General features: G+C 64.2%; 22 protein-coding genes. 9 read left to right on the forward strand and 13 right to left on the reverse strand.

Annotated elements, in window-relative coordinates; all coding sequences use genetic code 11:
• Positions 1 to 50 precede the first annotated feature (50 nt).
• From A6V37_RS01880 to A6V37_RS01895, 4 genes are all read right to left on the reverse strand, one after another.
• The gene (locus tag A6V37_RS01880) at positions 51 to 482 is read right to left on the reverse strand and encodes an ExbD/TolR family protein (protein ID WP_064268855.1); all 432 of its coding nucleotides are present in this window, start codon (positions 480 to 482) and stop codon (positions 51 to 53) included.
• Between the two features lie 26 nt (positions 483 to 508).
• Complete coding sequence (locus A6V37_RS01885; RefSeq protein WP_064268856.1) at positions 509 to 1,219, reverse strand: MotA/TolQ/ExbB proton channel family protein; 711 nt, start codon at positions 1,217 to 1,219, stop codon at positions 509 to 511.
• Positions 1,220 to 1,295: 76 nt separating this feature from the next.
• Positions 1,296 to 2,093 (reverse strand): 4-hydroxy-tetrahydrodipicolinate reductase, encoded by a 798-nt coding sequence (dapB, locus tag A6V37_RS01890; protein WP_064268857.1) that lies wholly within the window; start codon positions 2,091 to 2,093, stop codon positions 1,296 to 1,298.
• Positions 2,094 to 2,272: 179 nt separating this feature from the next.
• On the reverse strand, positions 2,273 to 3,124 hold the full coding sequence (locus A6V37_RS01895; protein WP_064268858.1) for an outer membrane protein assembly factor BamE: 852 nt from the start codon (positions 3,122 to 3,124) through the stop codon (positions 2,273 to 2,275).
• A 158-nt stretch (positions 3,125 to 3,282) separates the two neighbouring features.
• On the opposite strand from A6V37_RS01895, the gene fur reads away from it, so the two are divergent.
• Positions 3,283 to 3,711: a ferric iron uptake transcriptional regulator gene (gene fur / locus A6V37_RS01900; protein WP_064268859.1), complete on the forward strand. Its 429-nt coding sequence runs from the start codon at positions 3,283 to 3,285 to the stop codon at positions 3,709 to 3,711.
• Between the two features lie 126 nt (positions 3,712 to 3,837).
• Here the strand turns inward: fur and A6V37_RS01905 are convergent, their stop codons facing one another.
• From A6V37_RS01905 to A6V37_RS01915, 3 genes are all read right to left on the reverse strand, one after another.
• Entirely contained in the window at positions 3,838 to 4,350 is a 513-nt protein-coding gene (locus A6V37_RS01905; RefSeq protein ID WP_064268860.1) for an ureidoglycolate lyase, read from the reverse strand.
• A gap of 13 nt (positions 4,351 to 4,363) precedes the next feature.
• Positions 4,364 to 5,374, reverse strand: a complete 1,011-nt coding sequence (gene alc, locus A6V37_RS01910) for an allantoicase (protein WP_064268861.1) — start codon at positions 5,372 to 5,374, stop codon at positions 4,364 to 4,366.
• 101 nt (positions 5,375 to 5,475) lie between these two features.
• Positions 5,476 to 6,798 (reverse strand): C4-dicarboxylate transporter DctA, encoded by a 1,323-nt coding sequence (locus A6V37_RS01915; RefSeq protein WP_064268862.1) that lies wholly within the window; start codon positions 6,796 to 6,798, stop codon positions 5,476 to 5,478.
• Positions 6,799 to 7,026: 228 nt separating this feature from the next.
• Here A6V37_RS01915 and A6V37_RS01920 point away from each other — a divergent pair, with 228 nt between their 5' ends.
• Complete coding sequence (locus A6V37_RS01920) at positions 7,027 to 7,719, forward strand: FadR/GntR family transcriptional regulator (protein WP_064268863.1); 693 nt, start codon at positions 7,027 to 7,029, stop codon at positions 7,717 to 7,719.
• Between the two features lie 61 nt (positions 7,720 to 7,780).
• Here A6V37_RS01920 and gap read toward each other — a convergent pair whose 3' ends face one another.
• The gene (gap, locus tag A6V37_RS01925; protein WP_064268864.1) at positions 7,781 to 8,791 is read right to left on the reverse strand and encodes a type I glyceraldehyde-3-phosphate dehydrogenase; all 1,011 of its coding nucleotides are present in this window, start codon (positions 8,789 to 8,791) and stop codon (positions 7,781 to 7,783) included.
• 96 nt (positions 8,792 to 8,887) lie between these two features.
• A complete protein-coding gene (gene tkt, locus A6V37_RS01930) occupies positions 8,888 to 10,909 on the reverse strand; it encodes a transketolase (protein WP_064285720.1) in 2,022 nt (673 codons plus the stop codon).
• Between the two features lie 279 nt (positions 10,910 to 11,188).
• Between tkt and speE the strand changes: the two genes are divergently transcribed.
• The 3 genes from speE (at position 11,189) to A6V37_RS01945 (ending at position 13,366) form a co-directional block, all read left to right on the forward strand.
• On the forward strand, positions 11,189 to 12,073 hold the full coding sequence (speE, locus tag A6V37_RS01935) for a polyamine aminopropyltransferase (RefSeq protein ID WP_064268866.1): 885 nt from the start codon (positions 11,189 to 11,191) through the stop codon (positions 12,071 to 12,073).
• Between the two features lie 119 nt (positions 12,074 to 12,192).
• Positions 12,193 to 12,606 (forward strand): VOC family protein, encoded by a 414-nt coding sequence (locus A6V37_RS01940; protein ID WP_064268867.1) that lies wholly within the window; start codon positions 12,193 to 12,195, stop codon positions 12,604 to 12,606.
• A 19-nt stretch (positions 12,607 to 12,625) separates the two neighbouring features.
• The gene (locus A6V37_RS01945) at positions 12,626 to 13,366 is read left to right on the forward strand and encodes a 16S rRNA (uracil(1498)-N(3))-methyltransferase (RefSeq protein WP_064268868.1); all 741 of its coding nucleotides are present in this window, start codon (positions 12,626 to 12,628) and stop codon (positions 13,364 to 13,366) included.
• Between the two features lie 136 nt (positions 13,367 to 13,502).
• On the opposite strand, the gene A6V37_RS01950 is transcribed toward A6V37_RS01945, so the two are convergent.
• The 3 genes from A6V37_RS01950 to A6V37_RS01960 form a co-directional block, all read right to left on the reverse strand.
• Positions 13,503 to 14,063 carry a barstar family protein gene (locus A6V37_RS01950; protein WP_064268930.1) on the reverse strand — a complete coding sequence of 187 codons (561 nt, stop codon included), beginning with the start codon at positions 14,061 to 14,063 and terminating at the stop codon, positions 13,503 to 13,505.
• 16 nt (positions 14,064 to 14,079) lie between these two features.
• Positions 14,080 to 14,496, reverse strand: a complete 417-nt coding sequence (locus tag A6V37_RS01955; protein WP_064268869.1) for a ribonuclease — start codon at positions 14,494 to 14,496, stop codon at positions 14,080 to 14,082.
• A 464-nt stretch (positions 14,497 to 14,960) separates the two neighbouring features.
• Entirely contained in the window at positions 14,961 to 17,300 is a 2,340-nt protein-coding gene (locus tag A6V37_RS01960; protein WP_064268870.1) for an NADP-dependent malic enzyme, read from the reverse strand.
• 262 nt (positions 17,301 to 17,562) lie between these two features.
• On the opposite strand from A6V37_RS01960, the gene thiL reads away from it, so the two are divergent.
• The 4 genes from thiL to A6V37_RS01980 all read left to right on the forward strand — a co-directional run bounded on the left by thiL (position 17,563) and on the right by A6V37_RS01980 (position 20,256).
• Complete coding sequence (gene thiL, locus A6V37_RS01965; RefSeq protein ID WP_064268871.1) at positions 17,563 to 18,561, forward strand: thiamine-phosphate kinase; 999 nt, start codon at positions 17,563 to 17,565, stop codon at positions 18,559 to 18,561.
• Complete coding sequence (locus A6V37_RS01970; protein ID WP_207547638.1) at positions 18,551 to 19,117, forward strand: phosphatidylglycerophosphatase A family protein; 567 nt, start codon at positions 18,551 to 18,553, stop codon at positions 19,115 to 19,117. Before thiL ends, A6V37_RS01970 begins: the two co-directional genes overlap by 11 nt.
• A 79-nt stretch (positions 19,118 to 19,196) precedes the next feature.
• Positions 19,197 to 19,697 carry a CinA family protein gene (locus A6V37_RS01975; protein ID WP_064268872.1) on the forward strand — a complete coding sequence of 167 codons (501 nt, stop codon included), beginning with the start codon at positions 19,197 to 19,199 and terminating at the stop codon, positions 19,695 to 19,697.
• 28 nt (positions 19,698 to 19,725) lie between these two features.
• Complete coding sequence (locus A6V37_RS01980) at positions 19,726 to 20,256, forward strand: cupin domain-containing protein (RefSeq protein WP_064268873.1); 531 nt, start codon at positions 19,726 to 19,728, stop codon at positions 20,254 to 20,256.
• Between the two features lie 49 nt (positions 20,257 to 20,305).
• Here A6V37_RS01980 and pyrF read toward each other — a convergent pair whose 3' ends face one another.
• Positions 20,306 to 21,121, reverse strand: coding sequence for an orotidine-5'-phosphate decarboxylase (gene pyrF / locus A6V37_RS01985; RefSeq protein WP_064268874.1), 816 nt, complete (start codon positions 21,119 to 21,121; stop codon positions 20,306 to 20,308).
• Positions 21,122 to 21,151 lie beyond the last annotated feature (30 nt).

Genomic DNA, 21,151 nt, shown 5'->3' on the forward strand with positions numbered 1-21,151 from the left:
ATGTTCGGACCCGATACGGGCGGTGTGACGATGAGTTCGCGGCAGGTTCGCTACGGGGTCGCTTTCGGTGGCGGCGGGTCCGTCACGAAACCAAGCCGTTCGAGCCCGGCCTGCTGCGCCGCGCCCATGACCTGCGCGATCACCTCATAGCGCGTGGAGCGTTCAGCGCGCAGCTGGATCTCCGGCTGGTCGGCCTGCTTGCCCGCCTGCGCGAAGCGCGCGCGCATCTGCTCGAGCGTGATGACGCTGCCGTCCCAGTAAAGTTTGCCGGCGGCGTCGATGGAAAGGGAAATGGTTTGCGGCGTCTGGCGCGCGGGCGCGGACGCGACTTTCGGCAAATCGAGCCGGATCGCGTGCGTGAATAAAGGCGCGGTAATAATAAAAATCACCAGCAGCACCAGCATCACGTCGATCAACGGCGTCATGTTGATCTCGGCCATGGGCGCAGACGTCTGCTTCTTTTCGAGTCCGCCGAATGCCATGCTGCCTCCCTCTGCCCGAGCCGCGCTTAATGAGTCGAGGCCGGCCGTGGGCGCGCCGCGACAGGAGCCGGCTCCACCGGCGCACACACGTAGGCGTGCAGGTCATGCGCGAAGCCGTCGAGATCGTCCGACAATTGCCGCGCCAGACGGCCGAGCACGTTGTACGCCAACACCGCCGGAATCGCGACCACAAGGCCGAAGGCGGTCATGATGAGCGCTTCGCCGACCGGTCCGGCGACATTTTCGATCTGCGCCTGACCGCTCGCGGCAATGCTGCCGAGCGCGTGATAGATGCCCCACACGGTGCCGAGCAAGCCGACGAACGGCGCCGTGCTGCCTACCGAGGCCAGCAGCACCTGGCCAAATTCGAGCCGCCGCTGCGACGCATTGAGCGCCTGCCGCAGCGCGCGCAGAACCCGCTCGCCGCGCTCGACGCGGGCGAGCAGCGCGCCGGGAATGTCCACTTCCGAGGCATGGAGCGCCGCTTCCGCGAGCGGCGTGAAGACACGCTCGCGGTCCACCCGTTTCAGCACCGCGACGCCTTCGGACAGCGTGGGCGCCTGCCAGAACTGAGCGATCGCACGGGTAGCCTGACGTTTGGCGCGCGCGAGGATCCAGCTCTTGACGACCAGAAAGCACCAGCTCGCGATCGACATGGCCAGCAGTACGTACGCGACGCCGTGCGTGACCGCGTCGCTGGTTTGCAGGTAATGGATGATGCCGCTGCTGCCTGCCATCTGACCTCGCCTTGGAAAAGTGATTTCAGGGCGCAAACAGGGGATACGAGGCCCCTGCGATTCGCTCGAGCCGGCTTCAACGCAGGCCGAGCACGTCCTGCATGTCGAAGAAGCCGGTTTGGCGGTCTTCGAGGAAACGCACGGCACGCAGCGCGCCTTGCGCATAAGACAAACGGCTTGCCGATTTGTGCGTGATCTCGATGCGCTCGCCGATACCCGCAAACAGCACCGTATGGTCGCCGACAATGTCGCCGCCGCGAATCGCCGAGAAGCCGATCGTGGACGGGTCGCGCTCGCCGGTCACGCCTTCGCGGCTGTAGACCGCGCAGTCGTCGAGATTGCGGCCGAGCGCGTTGGCGATCACTTCGCCCATGGTCAACGCCGTGCCGGACGGCGCGTCGACCTTGTGGCGGTGATGCGCCTCGATGATCTCGATGTCGTAGCCCGTGGCGAAATGTTTCGCCGCGTACTCGAGCAGCTTGAGCGTCACGTTCACGCCGACGCTCATGTTCGACGCGAACATGATGGCGACTTTCTCCGCCGCGGCGCGCAGCTGCGCCTTCTGCGCGTTGTCGAAGCCGGTCGTGCCGATCACCATTTTCACGTTGTGGCGCTGTGCGGCTTCGAGATGCATCAGCGTGCCTTCAGGGCGCGTGAAGTCGATCAGGTAGTCGGATTCGGCGAATACGCGCTCGATGTCGTCGGTGAGCGTCACGCCCGTCTGTTTGCCGAGAAACGCGCCAGCATCCTGACCGAGCTGCGGGGCGCCCGCGCGGTCGAGCGCACCGGACAGCGTGGCGTCGGGATCGTTGAGGACGGTTTCGATGAGCATGCGGCCCATACGGCCCGATGCGCCAGCAATGGCAATTTTCATGGCTACGAGGGTTCGCGAGGGTTCGAAAAATGCACACCCGGCAAGGGCGGGCAAAGGCGGCGGCGGGCAGCAAGCCCCGGCGCCGCGCATCACTGACCAGCAGTGAACCGGACGGGTGCCGCGCGCGGTGCGGTTACTCACTCGCGCGCAGCTCCCATCTTAAAACACGGACAGCTCGATCAGCCGCCCGTTCCCGAAGTCGACGGAACAGCGGTCAGCGGCGTGTTGTGCGTCGGGCCGCCATTACTGCTTTGCGGCCCCGTCGGCCCAACCGGATTGCTGTTGTCCGTGCCCGGCACCTGCGGCGGCGGCGGACGGTGGAACTGGAACTGCGGCTGACCCGCGGCCGTGGGGCCCTGCGACGGGATGCCGCCACCGTTGGCGGTTGGTGCGGAAGGCACGGCTGCCCGCGTACTACGCGGCGCCAATTGCACCGCACCGGTCGCACGATTGGCGGCTTGCGCGGCTTCCGCGTTGGCGTCCGTGGACGGCACAGCGGCTGCCGCGGCGTCGGCGGACGGCGAACGCGCGGTATCCGGCACAGTCGGCGTGGTCGGCACGGCTGCGGCGGTGGCTGCCGGCGCGCTCGCGCCGCCCGCACCGCTCGCCACGACAGGCGCCGCGGCCCTCTTCTTGCCCGCCTTGTCGCCGTCGATTTCAGCCAGCAGCTCGAGGTTGGACGGCAGATCGTCACCACCCGACCAGCTCGCGACGCGGTCGCCCGCGAACAGAACGACGAAGTCGCGCTGCTGCACGACGGCCGTCGAGCCGCGCTTGAAGTAGAACACGTAATCCCAGCGGTCCGCGTGGAACATGTCGGTCAGGAGCGGCGTGCCAAGCAGCTGCTTCACCTGCGCCCGGGACATGCCGACCTGCATTTGCGAGGCCGCTTCCTGCGAGACGAAATTGCCTTGCACCACCGTGATCCGGTACGGCGTGATGCTTTGGGCGATACGTTGCGTCAGGCTGTCGTAAGTGGAACATCCGGCAAGAACCGCAACCGTGGCAACTGCGATCAAGGTACCCCGCACGCGGCTCCCCCGGTAAATCAATTGAGATTTAGAAATCATTTCACTCACCGTGCGGGCCCGCTGACGAGCCGCGCGAGTTTCATTCCATCGAAGATGACCAGAACGGCAAAAACACATTACTATGAGAGCCCAGCATTGTACTCTAGGGATCCCTTGTCATGACCAATCCAACCGATCTCAAGAATATCGGACTCAAGGCGACCCTTCCGCGCCTCAAAATCCTTGAGATTTTTCAGCACAGCCCGGTGCGTCATCTGACCGCCGAAGATGTGTACCGCAACCTGTTGCACGAAGAACTCGATATCGGTCTTGCCACCGTTTATCGCGTGCTGACGCAATTCGAGCAGGCCGGCCTGCTCTCGCGCAGCAACTTCGAATCGGGCAAGGCGGTGTTCGAATTGAACGAAGGGTCGCATCACGACCACCTCGTGTGTATCGATTGCGGTCTCGTCGAAGAGTTTTTCGACTCCGAGATCGAGAGCCGTCAGCAGTCTATCGCGAAGGAACGCGGCTTCAAGCTGCAGGAACACGCGTTGGCGCTGTATGGTGCGTGCACCAAGGAGAATTGCCCGCATCGCAAGCATTGATGCGCGTATGACTGCTGCCGGGCCGCGTTGGGGTGCGCGGTCCGGCGGGAAAAAAAGACCCGGCCGATTCGCATCGGCCGGGTCTTTTTTCTTCTGCGGCGTGGCCGCCGCACGCGGCGAGACGCGCTATCCCACCAGCGCAGCGCTCGTTTCGAACGCGAGCCGCCACGGCTCGGCCAAGGACACCTCATCGCAATTGGGCTGCTCGCCGCCGCGGTCGACCACCACGAAATCGCTCACCCGGTCGAGCGCGAGCAACGGATGGTGCCAGACCCCTTTCGCGTAATTCACGCCCTGCCAGGCGTCGGTCCAGAAAGCGCGCATCTGCGCCGGATCTAACTCGCCGGCCGGCGCGACGACGACCAGATAGCGGCCGGCCGTCAACGGAATGAACGCCTGGCTGCCCAGCGGATGCCGCTCCATCATCGTGATCTCGACCGGCAGCGCACGAGGCTGCGCGCGAAACAGGTTGATCAGCGGCCGGCCGCCGCTCTCCGTCACGTCGACGCTGGCGAGGTCGTGATAACGCTCGGTCGTGCCGCCGTTGATGGGGAAATGGCGTGCGCCATCCAGTTCGATCACGTCGCCGAACGGCGCGAACGCCGCGCGCGTGAGCCGTTCCATCTGCAATGTTTTCATCGACGTAGCTCCGTCATACGATTTCTCCCCACAGGCGCAGGCGCGATACGCCGCCGTCCGGAAAGATATTGAAACGCACATGCGTGACCGGCCCCAGCGCAGCGATGCCGTCCGCGAAGGTATGCACGTGGTCCATCTGCAGTTTCTGTTCGCCGAGCAGAACGGGCCAGAACATCGCTTGCGTGACGAGGGAATCGTCGGTGCCGCCCGTCACCGAGGCCGCCTGCAGCGAGCAGCGGTCCGGGAAGTTGCCCTTGAAGTGCGCCGTATCCACTTCGATCTTGCGAATCACGCCCGGCCGCGCCAGCGCGACGATCGCCCAATCGTTGCCGGGCTCGCGGCGGCGCCGGGTTTCCCAGCCATCGCCCATGTTGACGCCGCGGCCAGGCATCAGCATCTGCGAGGCCGGCCCGAAATGCTGGTTGTTCGCCGCGACCAGGTACGCACCGTTCTCGACAGCGGCCAGATCCAGCAGCGTGCCGCGCTCCACCCGTTCCCAGTCGCGCTTCGGCTGGCCGTACACGCGCAGGCGCGCGAGGCCGCCGTCCGGATACAGATTCACCCGCAAATGGGTGAAGGCGCGCGCATCGTTCACCTCGACGTAGTGGTGCTGGTTGCCCTGCAGCGTGGTGGCCGGCACGAGCGTTTGCCAGTCGGCGTTATCGGGCGGCACGTCGCCGTCCACGTAGCAGGCGTCGATCGAGGCGGCCGGCGGGAAATTTCCGGTGAAGTGGCTCGTGTCCAGATCCACGCCGTACACGACGCCGGGGCGCGCGAGGCGGATCACGCAGTAGTCGTGGCCCGTGGTGCGCTTGCGGCGGGTTTCCCAGCCGTCCATCCACTTGCCGTGGTCATCGTATTTACCGGGGATGAACACCGCCGGCTGCGGTTCGAGCATGCGTTCTTTCGGCGCGAAGAATTCGTCGCTGGCGAACAGCGCCTGCGCGCCCAGACGCGGGTCGGCGAGGTTCATGTAGCGGCGGGTGAAAGCGGGAGCGTTGGGGTCGAGGATCGGATTAGCCATAGTCTCGGTCAGGCAGCGAAAAGAGAAAGAGAGCCGGCATTCACAGCGTCTGCCGGCGCAGTAAGCGCGCTGCGTGGGCGCGCGGATTCGGAAGACAATCCTCAGACAGCCGGTGCGTGCTGGCCTTCGGCAGGCTCGGCGATGTCACCGGCCGGCACGTAGCGCAATGCCGCATCGCGGTTCAACACGCGACGCGCACGCGCCCGGTCGATATCGTTTTCCCACACGGCGACCACCACCGTCGCGACGCAGTTGCCGATCAGGTTGGTCAGGGCGCGAGCAATGCCGACAAACCAGTCGACCGGCAGAATCAGCACGAGGCCCAGCACGGGAATCGCCGGAATCGCGGACAGCGTGGCGGCCAGAATGACGATGGCCGAGCCGGGAATGCCGTGTGCGCCCTTCGACGTCACCAGCGAGACCAGCACTACCACGATCAGGTCATGCATGGACAGCGGCGTGTTGGTGGCCTGAGCGATGAAGATCACCGCAAGCGTGAGGTAGATGGAGAAGCCGTCGAGATTGAACGAGTAGCCGGTCGGAATAACGAGCCCGACGGTCGAATCCTTGACGCCCATCCATTCGAGCTTGCGCATGATCTGCGGCAGCACGGCGTCGGACGAAGCGGTGCCGAGCACGATCGACAGCTCTTCGCGCAGGTAGCGCATCAGCTTGAAGATGCTGAAGCCGGCGAGGCGCATGACGATGCCCAGCACCACCACCACGAACACGATGCAGCTCGCGTAGAACACGAGCACCAGCATGCCGAGTTGCTTGAGCGATTCGACGCCGTAGGTGCCGGTGGTGAAGGCAATCGCGCCAAGCACGCCGAGCGGCGCGAGCTTGATGATGAAGCTCATCACGCGGAAAAACACCTGCGAGAGCTCGTCGATCAGGCTGCTCACGCGCTGCGCCTTGTTACCGAGCAGCGACAGCGCCGAACCGAACAGCACCGAAAACACCAGAATCTGCAGGATGTCGCCCGTGGCGAACGCATTGATCGCCGTGTCGGGAATGATCTTCAGAAGAAAGCCGGCCGTGTCCTTGAGGCTTTTCGCATGCTCGGTGTAGGTCGCGAGCGAGGCGGGATCCAGCGAGTGCAGGTCGATATTCATGCCGACGCCCGGACGCGTGGCATACGCCAGCACCGCGCCGATCACGAGCGCGATGGTCGTCATGATCTCGAAGTAGACCACCGCCTTTAGGCCGACGCGCCCCACTTTGCGCAGATCACCCGCATGCGCCATGCCGCTGACCACCACACAAAACACGATCGGGCCGATCACCATCTTGATCAGCTTGAGAAAACCGTCGCCGAGCGGGCGTAGCGATTGGGCGAAATGCGGGAAGACGGCGCCGATCACAATACCCGCGACTAGCGCTATGACGACCCGGCCAAACAGCGAATTGAAAAATTTCAACACGGCTTCCTCCTGGTTACGATACACCTCTGTTCAGACTGGTCCGACCAGTGCTGTTATGGTGAATAGTAGGAAGCCGATATACTGACGTCAAGGATTCATCGAACAGTGTTTACCCGCTGTTTTTTCAGCGCTTTCGGGCCGGATCGGCAACCTCAAAAAGTGAGCCGCACGAGCGTTCGGGCCGCGTATTAGAATACTGGTCAGACCGCGCTTATAAGTGAGCCAACCATGAAGAACGCCCCGCATACCGTTACCGATGCCGCCATCGCGACCATCCGCGAACGGATCGAAGCGGGCGTCTATCCGGTAGGCAGTTTGCTGCCGGCGCAACGTCAACTTTCCGAAGAACTGGCGATCAGCCGTGCGTCGTTGCGCGAGGCGCTCTCCACGCTCGAGGCGCTGGGTCTGCTGGTGATACGGCCCGGCAAGGGGGTGTATGTGGAGAGCGCGCAGGCCACCGCGGCACGCTCGTGGCGCTTCGCGGAGCAGTCTTCGCTGCCGGACACCTATCAGATGCGCTTCGCGCTGGAAGGCTTTATTGCACGCATGGCCGCGCTCGCCGTCAGCGATGCCGATCTCGCCTGGCTCGAAGAGAACATCGCCGCCATGCAAACGGCGCTCGCCTGCGACGAACTCGACGAAGCCGCCCGCCTCGACTTCGACTTCCACATGCGGATCGTGAGTATTGCCGGCAACGCGGCGATCGAATCGATTCTGAGCAGCAGCGCGGAGGTCATGAAAGAAAGCCAGCGCATGCCGTTCTACCGGCGCGAGCTGGTGCTCTCCACGTACAACGAGCATCGCCTGATTCTGGATGCCCTCAAGGCCCGCGATTCCGCCGCGGCCGGCAAAGCCATCGAGGCGCATATCTCGAACGCCGCGCAGCGCGCCGGCGTCTATTTCCCGATTCCACAGGCGTAAACACAGGCGTAAAAAAACCGCTCCGAAGAGCGGTTTTTTTTGCTGCGAAGCGCTGCAGAGCTTACTTCGCGTTGGCGAGCGCCACAGCCGTGTCCAGCATGCGGTTCGAGAAGCCCCACTCGTTGTCGTACCAGCTCGACACCTTCACCAGACGGCCCGACACCTTGGTCAGCGTCGCGTCGAACGTCGACGAAGCCGGGTTGTGGTTGAAGTCGACCGACACCAGCGGTGCGTCGTTGTAACCGAGGATGCCCTTCAGCGCGCCTTCCGATGCTTCCTTCATGATCGCGTTGACTTCCTCAACCGTCGTGTCGCGCGCGGCGATGAACGACAGGTCGACGACCGACACGTTGATCGTCGGGACGCGAATAGCGTAGCCGTCCAGCTTGCCGTTCAGTTCCGGCAGCACCAGGCCAACAGCCGAAGCCGCGCCGGTCTTGGTCGGGATCTGGCTGTGCGTGGCCGAGCGCGCGCGGCGCAGGTCTTCGTGGTACACGTCCGTCAGCACCTGGTCGTTCGTGTACGCGTGGATCGTGGTCATCAGACCGTTCACGAGGCCGATCTTGTCGTTCAGCGGCTTGACGAGCGGCGCGAGGCAGTTCGTCGTGCACGATGCGTTCGAGATCACCGTGTCCGATGCCTTCAGCACGTTGTGGTTCACGCCGTAGACGATCGTTGCGTCGACGTCCTTACCGCCCGGCGCCGAGATGATGACCTTCTTCGCGCCGCCCTTGATGTGCGCGCTGGCCTTTTCCTTGGTGGTGAAAAAGCCCGTGCATTCCATCACGACGTCGACGTTCAGCTCGCCCCACGGCAGTTCTGCCGGGTTGCGGTTGGCCAGCACGCGGATCTTGTCGCCGTTCACAACCAGGTAGTCGCCGTCCACCGACACTTCGCCCGGGAACTTGCCGTGCGCCGTGTCGTATTGCGTCAGGTGAGCGTTGGTCTTGGCATCGCCGAGGTCGTTAATGGCGACGATCTCGATATCGTGCTTCTTGCCGTTTTCATAGAAGGCGCGCAGCGTGTTGCGGCCGATCCGGCCGTAGCCGTTGATTGCGACGCGAATCGTCATGGTCTATCTCCTGATGGCTAAAAAAATTCTTCCAGGCTCGTCTGACCGGCAACGTTGCCACGCGTTCAAACGCAAGCGGCAACGTCTTGCCCAGGATCAGCCGAGTGCCGCTTTGGCCGTCTCTACCACGTGCTCGACGGTAAAGCCGAAATGCTTGAACAGCACGCCCGCCGGGGCCGATTCGCCGAACGTGTCGATCCCGACCACGCCGCCTTCCAGACCCACGTACTTGCGCCAGAAATCCGTCACGCCCGCTTCGATCGCGACGCGGCGCACGCCATGCGGCAGCACGCGTTCGCGGTACTCGGCGTCCTGCTTGTCGAACACCGTGGTGGACGGCATGGACACGACACGTGCCGCGATGCCTTCGCGTGCGAGCGACTCGACCGCCTTGAGCGCCAGTTCGACTTCCGAACCGGTGGCGATCAGGATGATCTTGCGTGCGACGATCTCGTCGTTCCAGTCGCGCAGCACATAGCCGCCCTTCGCAATGTTGGCGATCTGCGCGTCGGTACGCTCGGTGAACGGCAGATTCTGACGGCTGAAGATCAGGCACGACGGGCCATGATGTTCGACCGCGTGGGTCCACGACACCGCGGTTTCGACCGTGTCGGCCGGGCGCCATACGTGCAGATGCGGGATCAGACGCAGGCTCGCCACGTGTTCGATCGACTGGTGGGTCGGGCCGTCTTCGCCCAGACCGATCGAGTCGTGCGTGAACACGAAAATCGACGGCGCTTTCATCAGCGCGGCGACGCGCAGCGCGTTGCGGCTGTAGTCCGAGAACGTCAGGAACGTGCCGCCGAAGGCCTTGAAGCCGCCGTGCAGCGCGACGCCGTTGATTGCGGCGCTCATGCCGAACTCACGCACGCCATAGTTCACGTAATTGCCGGCCGCGCGGCCTTCCGCATTCACGCGCACCGCCTTGGCGGCCTTCCAGTTGGTCAGGTTCGAGCCGGTCAGGTCGGCGGAGCCGCCGAGCAGTTCCGGCAGCACGGCCGACAGACCTTCAATCGCCTGTTGCGATGCCTTGCGCGTCGCCACCGTTTCAGCGCGTTCGTTCGCGCCGGCGATGATCGCCTGGGCCTTTTCCTTCCAGTCGGCCGGCAGTTGCTTCGCGTCGCGGCGCTTGAATTCGGCCGCCTCTTGCGGGTACTTCGCCGCATAGGCCGCGAACGCCTTGTCCCAATCGGACTCGATACGTGCGCCGGCTTCCTTCGCGTCCCACGCCGCGTAGACTTCCTGCGGGATCACGAACGGCTCCCACTTCCAGCCGATGGCTTCGCGGGTCGCCGCGATTTCCTTGTCGCCGAGCGGCGCGCCGTGCGAGTCGTGGCTGCCGGCCTTGGTCGGCGCGCCTTCACCGATCACGGTCTTGCAGCAGATCAGCGTGGGCTTGTCCGCTTGCTTGGCTTGTTTGATCGCCGCGTCCACCGCTTCGACGTCGTGGCCGTTCACGCCCGGAATCACATTCCAGCCGTAGGCTTCGAAACGCTTCGGCGTGTCGTCGTGGAACCAGTGCACCACTTCGCCGTCGATCGAGATGCCGTTGTCGTCGTAGAACGCGATCAGCTTGTTCAGCTTCAGCACCCCCGCCAGCGAGCAGGCTTCGTGCGAGATGCCTTCCATCAGGCAGCCGTCGCCGACGAACACGTACGTGTGGTGGTCGACGATCTTCGCGTCAGGCTTGTTGAATTCGGTGGCGAGCAGCGACTCGGCGAGCGCCATGCCGACTGCATTCGCCAGACCCTGTCCGAGCGGGCCGGTGGTCGTTTCGACACCCGGCGTGATGCCGTATTCCGGGTGGCCCGGCGTCTTCGAATGCATCTGGCGGAAGTTCTTCAGCTCTTCGATCGGCAGATCGTAGCCGGTCAGGTGCAGCAGCCAGTACAGCAGCATCGAGCCGTGGCCGTTCGACAGCACGAAACGGTCGCGATCGGCCCATTGCGGGTTCTTCGGGTTGTGGCGCAGATGACGCGACCACAAAGCCACGCCGATTTCCGCCATGCCCATCGGCATGCCGGGGTGGCCGGAATTCGCTTGTTGAACGGCGTCCATGGACAACGCGCGGATTGCGTTAGCCATCAAGGAGGTGGGTGCGGGAGACGGGGTCGTCATGTCGAGTCCGGAGACAAAGTCAGAAAGCGGGGCGTGCTGGAGGCCCGGGAGCTCGGCTGACAGTTCGCTTCGGCGCGCGGTGCGGCGCCGGGAGACGCGAAACGAGCAGAGCAAACGGACAAGGCTGAAAGCGTGACATTCTAACAGAATGCCGCCCCTCCTCCTCCCCGAACGGCGCCAGGCCATGTCACCCAAGGCATCCGCCGAACCCGCGCCGCGCTTCGCCCTTTACAATTGGGCAACCTATACCCCTCGTGCTCCGGACGGAGCCCGCCAGCCGTGAGCGCTCCCTTGTTGTTTCATCCCAGTCCCGACGCCGTCTACGGATTTCCGCACGCGAAGCTCGTTGCGCGCGTCGATTCACCTTACCAGCGGATCGAGGTCTGGGACACGCATCAGCTCGGCCGGCTCTTCACGCTCGACGGCCGCCCGATGACCTCCACCGGCGACGAGTTCATCTACCACGAATGCATGGTGCACCCGGCCGCGCTCGCCCACCCTGCACCGAAGACGGCACTGGTGCTCGGCGGCGGCGACGGCGGCGCCGCGCGGCAGCTGCTGCGGCACGCGAGCATTGAACGGATCGTGGTGGCGGAGCTCGACGCCCAAGTCGTGCGCCTGACGCGCGAGCATCTGCCCGAAGTGCACGGCGGCGCTTTCGATGACCCGCGCGTCGAACTGGTGATCGGCGACGCCGCGCATTACGTCGCCGCAGCCGCCCAAGCCACGGCGCCCGCGCAGTTCGACGTAGTCGTATTCGACCTGACGCCACCGGATTCACCCGCCGCCGGTCTGTACACGCAAGCCTTCTACCGGCAACTCAAGCAGGTGATGAGCCCGCATGCCGCGCTCTCGGTCCACCTCGGCTCGCCGTATTTCCACGCCGAGCGCATCGCCGCCCTGCTCGACGATCTGCACGCAACGTTCGCCGTCGTGCGTGCAATGAACACGTTCATTCCGCTCTACGGCTCGCTGTGGATGATGGCGACCGCGAGCGACACGCTCGACCCCGCCGCGCTCACTGTCGATACGCTCACGGAGCGCCTCGCCTCGCGGCAAATCGACGCCTTGCAACACTACGGCGCGGCTATGCATGCCGGACTGTTCTCGGCATCCCAGTCAGTGCGCGATAAACTAAGTCAATTCTTAAAGCCATCCCGCTAATGCGTGGGCAAAATGCACGTTTTCCGTCGGACTGCGCTATCCGTATCGATATGCGGCCGTCCGCCTGGCCCTGACCGCGTAGCACGTGCCCCGCTAACCCCATCGATACGGAGAATTCCATGACCGCCCCCCGCCCCGCCGGTGTGCCCTGGTTGACCCCCTATCTGACGGTGCGCGACGCACGTGCCACGTCTGCGTTCTTCGAGGCGGCGTTTGGTTTCGAAGTTCGTGACAGTGTCCAGGACGACGGTGTCGTCATGCATGTTGAGATGACGTATCAAGGCCAGTTGATTGTGATGTTCGCACCGGAAGGCGCGTTCGGCTCGGCTGCGAAAACACCCAGGAGCGCGGGCGCAATCGCACCGCAATCGTTCTATGTCTATGTCGACGATGTCGACGCGGTTTATGCGCGGGCGCTTGCCGCCGGTGCAAAATCGCTGAGCGAGCCACAGGATCAGTTCTGGGGCGACCGGTTCGCCCAGGTCGAAGATCTGGACGGCTACCGCTGGGCGCTCGCTCGCCACCTTTCGTAAAACAATGAGTATTTTTCTGATGCCTCGCTTCTTCGTCGGTGCGCCTCTTCAACCCGACGACATCATGCAGCTTCCCGATGACGTCGTTCGGCACGTGCTCGTGCTGCGTTTGCAGCCCGGTGATTCAATTGTCCTGTTCAACGGCGAAGGCGGCGAGTACAGCGCCGAGCTCGTCGAGGTCGAACGCCGCTCCGCCACAGTAAAAATTCGCGAATTTCGCGATATCGAAGTCGAGGCGCCGTATCGGCTCACGCTCGCGCAAGGGATTGCCGGTGGCGACAAAATGGACTGGCTGATCGAAAAGGCCGTCGAACTCGGCGCGTCCAGTTTCGTGCCGCTGACCACCACGCGCAGTGTCGTGCGCCTCAGCGGCGAGCGCGCACAGCGGCGGCACGCTCACTGGCAAGGCATTGTGCGCGCGTCATGCGAACAGTGCGGGCGCAATCGCCTGCCGGAAGTCATGCCGGTGCGCGAGATCGCCACCTGGCTCAGCTCGATGCCCCGCACGCCGGAAGAGGGCGAGCTGCGCATCCTGTTGTCGCCGCGCGCCAGCATCAGCTTCTCGGCCTTGCCCGCCGATCCGCCGCAAGGGCGCGTCATTGTGCTGGTGGGCCCGGAAGGCGGCTTTTCCGCTACCGAGGAAGCGGCCGCGACCGCACACGGGTTCACCGCCGTCGGTCTCGGACCTCGCGTGCTGCGCACTGAAACCGCCGGCATTGCCGTTCTCTCGGCATTGGCCGCGGGCTGGGGCGCCTGGTAAATTCGGCCCACGCGCCGCCGTGGCCTGATCCGGTAATCGGAGCGAGACGGCGGATCGCCCCCAAGCACCAAAAAACAAAGGCCCGCTCATTGGCGGGCCTTTTTGTTAGCTGAAGCAGGCGACAGTCAGGCAAAACTCAGGCAAACGAGTAAAACACCCGGAACGCGACCTTGCGCTCTGCCCAGAATTCGGACGCCTCACGGAACACGTCCAGCAGCGTCTCACGCCCTTCCTTGTCGAACTTCTGGGCGACCGGCAAGTGCTCGAGCACGATCACGAAGCCCGGCTGCGTACCCGCCTTGTGGACCAGATCGGTCAGGCAATCGTAGAGCGCGTCGTAATTCTTGCCGAAATGCTTCGGAAACAGGAACGAGGTCGCGATGGTTTCGAGCACTTCCTGCTTGGACTGCGCATTCGCGCAGTACGCATACAGAAAATGCTGCCCAAGCTGGTTGGCCTCGTCAGCGAGATCCTGAACGCGGAACGCGCGGATCGACTGTACGATGTTTGGTCGTACGGTCTTGAAAAGACTCATGGGCTCCTCGTTCGATGAAACCACAGTGCCAGCTTCGCCCTGGTTATCGCGGCCCTGATCGCCGGCGCGCATCTGCATGACGCGCTGGAACAAATTGCCGTCGCCGGCCGCGAAAAGATCCGTCGCGACTCCGGAGTCGTGCGCGTAGACGCTGTCGCTCATGCCGTTCATCCCGATGTCATTCAACAATACGATTAAAACTGGTGTAGTGGTCGTCGGAGTAGTAACAATTGTCGGTTCGCTGGAGCGGACCTCCGCAGACAATGCGACGCGCCCCGCGATTACGTGAGCGAGGCGTGGGAACGGTGTATTCGTGGTAGTAGCCGCGCCGATGCGGCGGCAGCAACCGTTCGTGATTGCCGAATACGATGCCGTCCTTCTCATACGGGTAAGGCCCGCCAGCGGCAATCAAGTTCAATGTATTGACCGCTTCGCGTGGCAACTGCGCCAACGCGACGGTGCCCTGCACCTGTGCGTTCGAATCGGCGGGTGCCGTGGAGTCGCGCGCGAACGCGCCAGGCACGGAGCCGGATAAAGCGCACAGCGTAACAGCACCGATCAGCACGCCTTTGATGCCCAGCCACTTGCGTGCCATGTCTCAGGGTTCCCCGCTGTTAAATCACGAGTTTGACGACCATGAAAGTCGTAAGGGTATCGCTAATGGCCTTTGGAATCAACGTTCGCCAGACGCGCGAAACCGTCCGATCACGCGTCAAACAGCCACGGGACAGGCTTTGACCACTTTTGACAAAATGTTTAGCCCAACAAAGCTAAAATTAGCTCAACGGAGCAATAAAGGAGTACGGGACAGATACTCGGCGGGCGGTAGACCACGCCCCGTAAGGCGCGAGCCCACTTATCCCATCGCGCAGGCTTATGGCCCTTTTTGGATTTCGGACGAGGGTCTTGAGGCCCTTTTATCCGGTCCGTGAGACGGAATGTCTTTGGTTTGCCGTTTAGGGTGGCGTCCCCTGCTCACCCTGAGGCGTGCCCGTTGCGGGCACGCCTTTTTTTTGTGATGCCCATCTGCGGGCGCCACGGGTAGGTCCAGATTGCGGCTTAGCGGGCCGCGATCACATCCGCCACCAGCAGCGCCGTCATGTTGACGATCCGCCGCACGGTCGCCGAAGCCGTCAGCACGTGCACCGGCTTGGCCGCACCCAACAGCATCGGACCGATCGCGATGTTATTGCCCGCGGCGGTCTTCAGCAGGTTGTACGAGATGTTGGCCGCATCGATGTTCGGCAGCACCAGCAGGTTGGCATCGCCTTCCAGGGTCGAGTCGGGCATGGCTTCGCGGCGCAGATTCGCGTCGAGCGCAATGTCGCCGTGCATTTCACCGTCCACCTGCAGGTGAGGCGCGCGCTCGCGCAGGATCGCCAGCGTGTCGCGCATCTTCTGGGCGCTCGGCGCGTTGCTGGTGCCGAAGTTCGAATGCGACAGCAAGGCAATCTTCGGCTCGATACCGAAACGGCGCACTTCTTCGGCCGCCATGATCGTGATTTCGGCCAGTTCTTCCGGGGTCGGATCGACGTTCACGTGCGTGTCGACCAGGAAAATCTGCCGGTTCGGCAACACCAGCCCGTTCATCGCGGCGTAGACCTTCGCGCCTGCCTTCTTGCCGATCACCTGGTCGATGAAGTGCAGATGGCGGTGCGTGGTGGAGACCGTGCCGCAGATCATGCCGTCGGCCTCGCCCTTTTCCACCAGCATCGCGCCGATCAGCGTGGTGCGGCGGCGCATCTCGAGCTTCGCCATCTGCGCGCTGATGCCCTTGCGCGACATCATCTTGTGATATTCCTGCCAGAAGTCGCGGTAACGCTCGTCGTGGTCGGTATTCACGACCGAGTAGTCCTGCCCCGCGACCAGACGCAGGCCGTAGCGCGCAATGCGCTGCTCGATCACCGCCGGGCGGCCGATAAGGATCGGCTTGGCCAGCTTTTCGTCGACGACGATCTGCATGGCGCGCAGCACGCGTTCTTCTTCGCCTTCCGCGAACACGATGCGCTTCTTCTCCGGCTCGACGCTACGCGCCACCTGGAAAATCGGCTTCATGGTCGTGCCGCTGTGATACACGAACTGCTGCAGATGCTGTTCGTAGGCTTCCATGTCCTCGATCGGACGCTCGGCGACGCCCGAATCCATCGCGGCCTTCGCCACCGCCGGCGCGACCTTGACGATCAGACGCGGGTCGAACGGCTTCGGAATCAGGTATTGCGGGCCGAACGACAGATCCTGAATGCCGTACGCCGTCGCGACGATGTCGCTTTGCTCCTGGCGCGCCAGTTCGGCGATCGCGTTGACCGCCGCGATTTCCATTTCCCGCGTCACCGTCGTCGCGCCCGCATCCAGCGCGCCGCGGAACAGGAACGGGAACACCAGCACGTTGTTCACCTGGTTCGGATAGTCGGTGCGGCCCGTGCACAGCACCGCGTCCGGACGCACTTCGAGCGCCAGTTCCGGCAGGATTTCCGGCGTCGGGTTGGCCAGCGCCAGAATCAGCGGCTTGTCCGCCATCTGCTTGACCATGTCCTGCTTGAGCACGCCGCCAGCCGACAGGCCGAGGAAAATGTCCGCGCCGCCAATCGCCTCGGCCAGCGTACGAGCCGAGGTTTCGCGCGCGAAGCGCTCCTTGTCCGGGTCCATCAGTTCGACACGGCCCTTGTAGACCACGCCGGCCAGGTCGGTCACGGTGATGTTTTCGAGCGGCAGGCCGATATCGACCAGCAGGTCCAGGCAGGCGAGTGCCGCCGCGCCCGCACCGGAGGCCACCAGCTTGACGTTCTTGATGTCCTTGCCGACCACCTTCAAACCATTGGTGACCGCCGCCGCGACGACGATCGCCGTGCCGTGCTGGTCGTCGTGGAAGACCGGGATCTTCATGCGCTTGCGGCATTCACGCTCGACGATGAAGCAGTCCGGCGCCTTGATGTCTTCCAGGTTGATGCCGCCGAAAGTCGGCTCGAGCGCGGCGATCACCTCGACCAGCTTGTGCGGGTCCGATTCGTTCAGCTCGATGTCGAACACGTCGATGCCGGCGAACTTCTTGAAGAGGACGGCCTTGCCTTCCATGACCGGCTTCGAGGCGAGCGGCCCGATGTTGCCCAGACCCAGCACCGCGGTGCCGTTCGTGACGACGCCGACCAGGTTGCTGCGCGCGGTGAAACGCGCGGCATTCAGCGGGTTTTCGACGATTTCCTCGCACGCGAACGCAACGCCCGGCGAGTATGCCAGCGCGAGGTCGCGCTGGTTGATCATCTGCTTGGTCGGGGCGATCGCGATCTTCCCCGGGGTGGGGAACTCGTGGTAATCGAGGGCGGCTTCGCGGAGTTTGCTATTGACGGGAGTCGACATAGGGCGGGCTTCGAAGTGCGGATTAGAATAGACGTTCGACGGCATTGTAGCCCCAATTGCCGGCTCAATTCCTTCAATACGGGTACAACTGCCGCGACTGAAACATAGCGAAAGGCCGACGTGGCGTGCTTCGGCCCGAGCCCGGTTCGAGGCGGCGTTGCGCCTGAATCGCGCATTTGCGCCGTTCGCCGCTCGTACGCCCTCGTTTGCCGCCGCGTAGAATGCGCGCCATTAACCACCCCGGTGACCACCCCCGATGACCACCTTAGCCGCCGTTCACGGCATTTAACCGCTTCCCATCGCCACCATGCTCTCTGAGTTCTCGCTGATCGACCGTTTCTTTGCGCGCCGCGCCGCCCGGCACCCGTCGGGCAGCGCGGACGGCACACTCGGCATCGGCGACGACTGCGCGCTGCTGGCGCCGCGCGCCGGCGAGATGCTGGCTATATCGACGGACATGCTGGTGGAAGGCCGCCATTTCTTTGCCGATGTTGACCCCGAGGCGCTCGGTCACAAGACGCTCGCCGTGAATCTGTCGGACCTCGCCGCCATGGGCGCACAGCCGCAGGCGTTCACGCTGGCGTTCTCGTTGCCGGCAGCCGACGAAGCCTGGCTCGCCGCCTTCAGCGAAGGGCTCTTCGCACTGGCTGAGCGCTACGGCTGCGAGCTGATCGGCGGCGATACGACCGGCGGCCCGCTGAACCTGTGCGTGACGGTGTTCGGCAGCGTGCCGGCGCAGGCGGCGCTGCGCCGCGACGCCGCGCAACCGGGCGACGACATCTGGATCTCCGGCACGCTCGGCGATGCGCGCGCCGGACTCGGCGTGCAGCGCGGCGAGTGGTCCGCCGATGCCAGCGACGCTGCGACGTTTCGTCGCGCCCTCGAGCGCCCGGAACCGCGCATCGCACTCGGTCTGGCGCTGCGCGGCGTTGCCCACGCGGCGCTCGACCTCTCGGACGGCCTCGCCGGCGATCTGCTGCATATTCTCGAACGCTCGAACCTGCGGGCCACCGTCGACGTCGACGCCGTGCCGCGCTCCGCCGCGCTGCGCCGCCTCGCGCCCGACATCCAGCGCCGCTGTACGCTCGCCGGCGGCGACGACTACGAGTTGTGCTTCACCGCGCCCGCCGCGGCGCGCGCCGCGGTGGAAGCCGCCGGCCGCGAGGTCGCGTTGCCGGTCACCCGCATCGGTACAATAAGCGCTCTCCAAACGGCGGCAGACCGCCCGGCGATTGGCTGGCGCGATGCCGCCGGCACGCCGCTCACTCTGACGATGCAAGGCTTCGATCACTTTCATGCAGACTGATCCCCGGCTCGGCCCTGCCGACGAACTCATCGGCGGCGAGCCGCCCAAAGCACCCCGCACGCCCGATTCGAAACCGCGCCGGGCCACCGCGCGTTTCATGCTGTCGCATCCGCTGCATATTCTGTCGCTGGGTTTCGGCAGCGGTTTGTCGCCGGTTGCGCCGGGCACGATCGGCACGCTGTTCGCGTGGGCCTCGTTCACCGTCCTGAACCGTTACCTGACCGTCGCCGAATGGGGCGCGCTGATCGTCGCCGGGTTTGTCGGCGGCATTGCGATTTGCGGATTCACCGCAAAGAAGCTCGGCATCGCCGATCCGTCGCCCGTCGTGTGGGACGAGATCGTCGCGTTCTGGCTGGTGCTGCTGATGATCACGCCGGCCACGCTGACCGACCAGTTGTGGGCGTTCGTCGTGTTCCGATTCTTCGACATGGTGAAGCCGCCGCCCATCGGCTATTTCGATCGCAGACTGAAAGGTGGCTTTGGCATCATGTTCGATGATCTGGTCGCCGCGTTTTTTACGCTGCTCGTGATCGCGCTCTGGCGCATGTCGGTTTAACCGGCCCCGCCGGCCGCGGCTTCACGGCCGGTACGCCGCCAGGCATTCACCGCCGCCCCCCGTTTTCCGGATTGACGCCATGCCTACCGATTCCGTCGTTCACCAGCTCGCCATTCGCGTGAGCAACCGCCTGCGCGACGAGCGCCTGATGCTCGTCACCGCCGAATCCTGCACCGGCGGCATGGTGGCGACCGCGATCACCGACATTTCCGGCAGCAGCGGCTGGTTCGAGCGCGGCTTCGTCACGTATTCGAACCAGGCGAAAAGCGAAATGATCGGCGTGCCCGCCGATCTGATCGACAAGCACGGCGCGGTCAGCGAGCCCGTGGCGCGCGCCATGGCCGAAGGCGCGCTGCGCAATAGCCGCGCGCAAGTCTCGCTGTCGATTACCGGCGTCGCCGGTCCGGGCGGCGGCACCGAAACCAAGCCGGTCGGCATGGTCTCGTTCGGCTGGAGCAACCGGCTGCATACGTCGGTGGAAACGAAGGTCTTCAAGGGCGATCGAGAAAAAATCCGCGCGCAGGCCGCCGCGCACGCGTTGCGTGGACTGCTCGCCCTGCTCGACGAACGCGAGCACTAACCCTCTACCGTTTGAATGCGGGAAGCCGATGCCTGATTCGCACGCAGCCAGAGACGACCTGATCCGCCGCTTCGATCTCAAACCGCATCCCGAAGGCGGATTTTTTCGCGAGACGTACCGGTCGGCGGAGCGTGTGCACCGCGACGACGGTTCAGCCGAGACGCGCTCGGCGTCGACCGCCATCTACTACCTGCTCTGCGACGGCGCGCATTCCGCATGGCATCGGATCCGATCCGATGAGCTCTGGCATTTCTACGCGGGCGAGCCGCTGAACGTCCACGTGCTCGATGAGTCGGGCACGCTGGTGACGCATAAGCTCGGCAACGCGCTGACGCACGCGGACGCCGTATTTCAGGCGGTTGTACCGGCAGGCTTGTGGTTTGCCGCGGAGTGCGCTGATCCGGCGACGTTCGCGCTAGTGGGCTGCACCGTCGCGCCGGGTTTTGAGTTCAGCGAGTTCGAACTGGCGGATATCGCCGCATTGCAGGCACAGCATCCGCAACATGCGGCCTTCATCGGGCGGCTGGGGCCGGCGGCCCGGACGGATTTATCCGCCTGAACCCCGGCCGTTCAGTCTGCTAGCGGTCTTTGTCCAGGACCGCCCGGCATTAACGAAACTCGTTGATCCGGTCACGCGTTTCCATGGCGGCCTTCGCTGCGGCCGCGGCGAAATCGTCACCCTTGCCGGCGTAAATAATGGCCCGTGAGGAGTTGATCAGCATGCCCGTGCCGTTCGCGGTGCGGCCGGCATTGACCGTCGCCTGCACATCGCCACCTTGCGCGCCGATGCCCGGAATCAGCAGCGGCATATCGCCGACGATCCCACGCACAACTTCAATCTCCTTCGGGAACGTCGCGCCGACCACCAGGCTCAATTGGCCGCTCGCGTTCCACTTGTCCGCTGCCAGTTGCGCGACGACCTGATACAGCGGACGGCCGCCCGTCTCCAGGAATTGCAGATCGGAGCCGCCCGCGTTCGAGGTGCGGCACAACACGATCACACCCTTGCCTTCGTGCTCCAGGTACGGCTGGATCGAATCGAAGCCCATGTACGGATTCACCGTCACCGCGTCGGCCTGATAGCGCTCGAACGCCTCGCGTGCATACTGCTCGGCCGTGCTGCCGATGTCGCCGCGCTTCGCGTCCAGGATCACCGGCAGGCCCGGATGGTTCGCGTGAATGTGGGCGATCAGCTGCTCGAGCTGGTCTTCCGCGCGATGCGCCGCGAAGTAGGCGATCTGCGGCTTGAACGACGATGCATACTGCGCGGTCGCATCGACGATCGTGCGGCAAAAATCGAAAATCGCCTCGGGACGGCCCGCAAGCGCGCCCGGGAATTTGCTGGGCTCGGGATCGAGGCCGACGCACAGCAGCGAGTTGGTGCGCTGCCAGGCGTCGTTGAGCGTCTGAATGAAATTGGACATGATGGGTCTCGCGGCGAGCTGGTAAGCGGA

This window comes from Paraburkholderia ginsengiterrae, from assembly GCF_001645125.1.
In the GTDB taxonomy this organism is placed as follows: domain Bacteria; phylum Pseudomonadota; class Gammaproteobacteria; order Burkholderiales; family Burkholderiaceae; genus Paraburkholderia; species Paraburkholderia ginsengiterrae.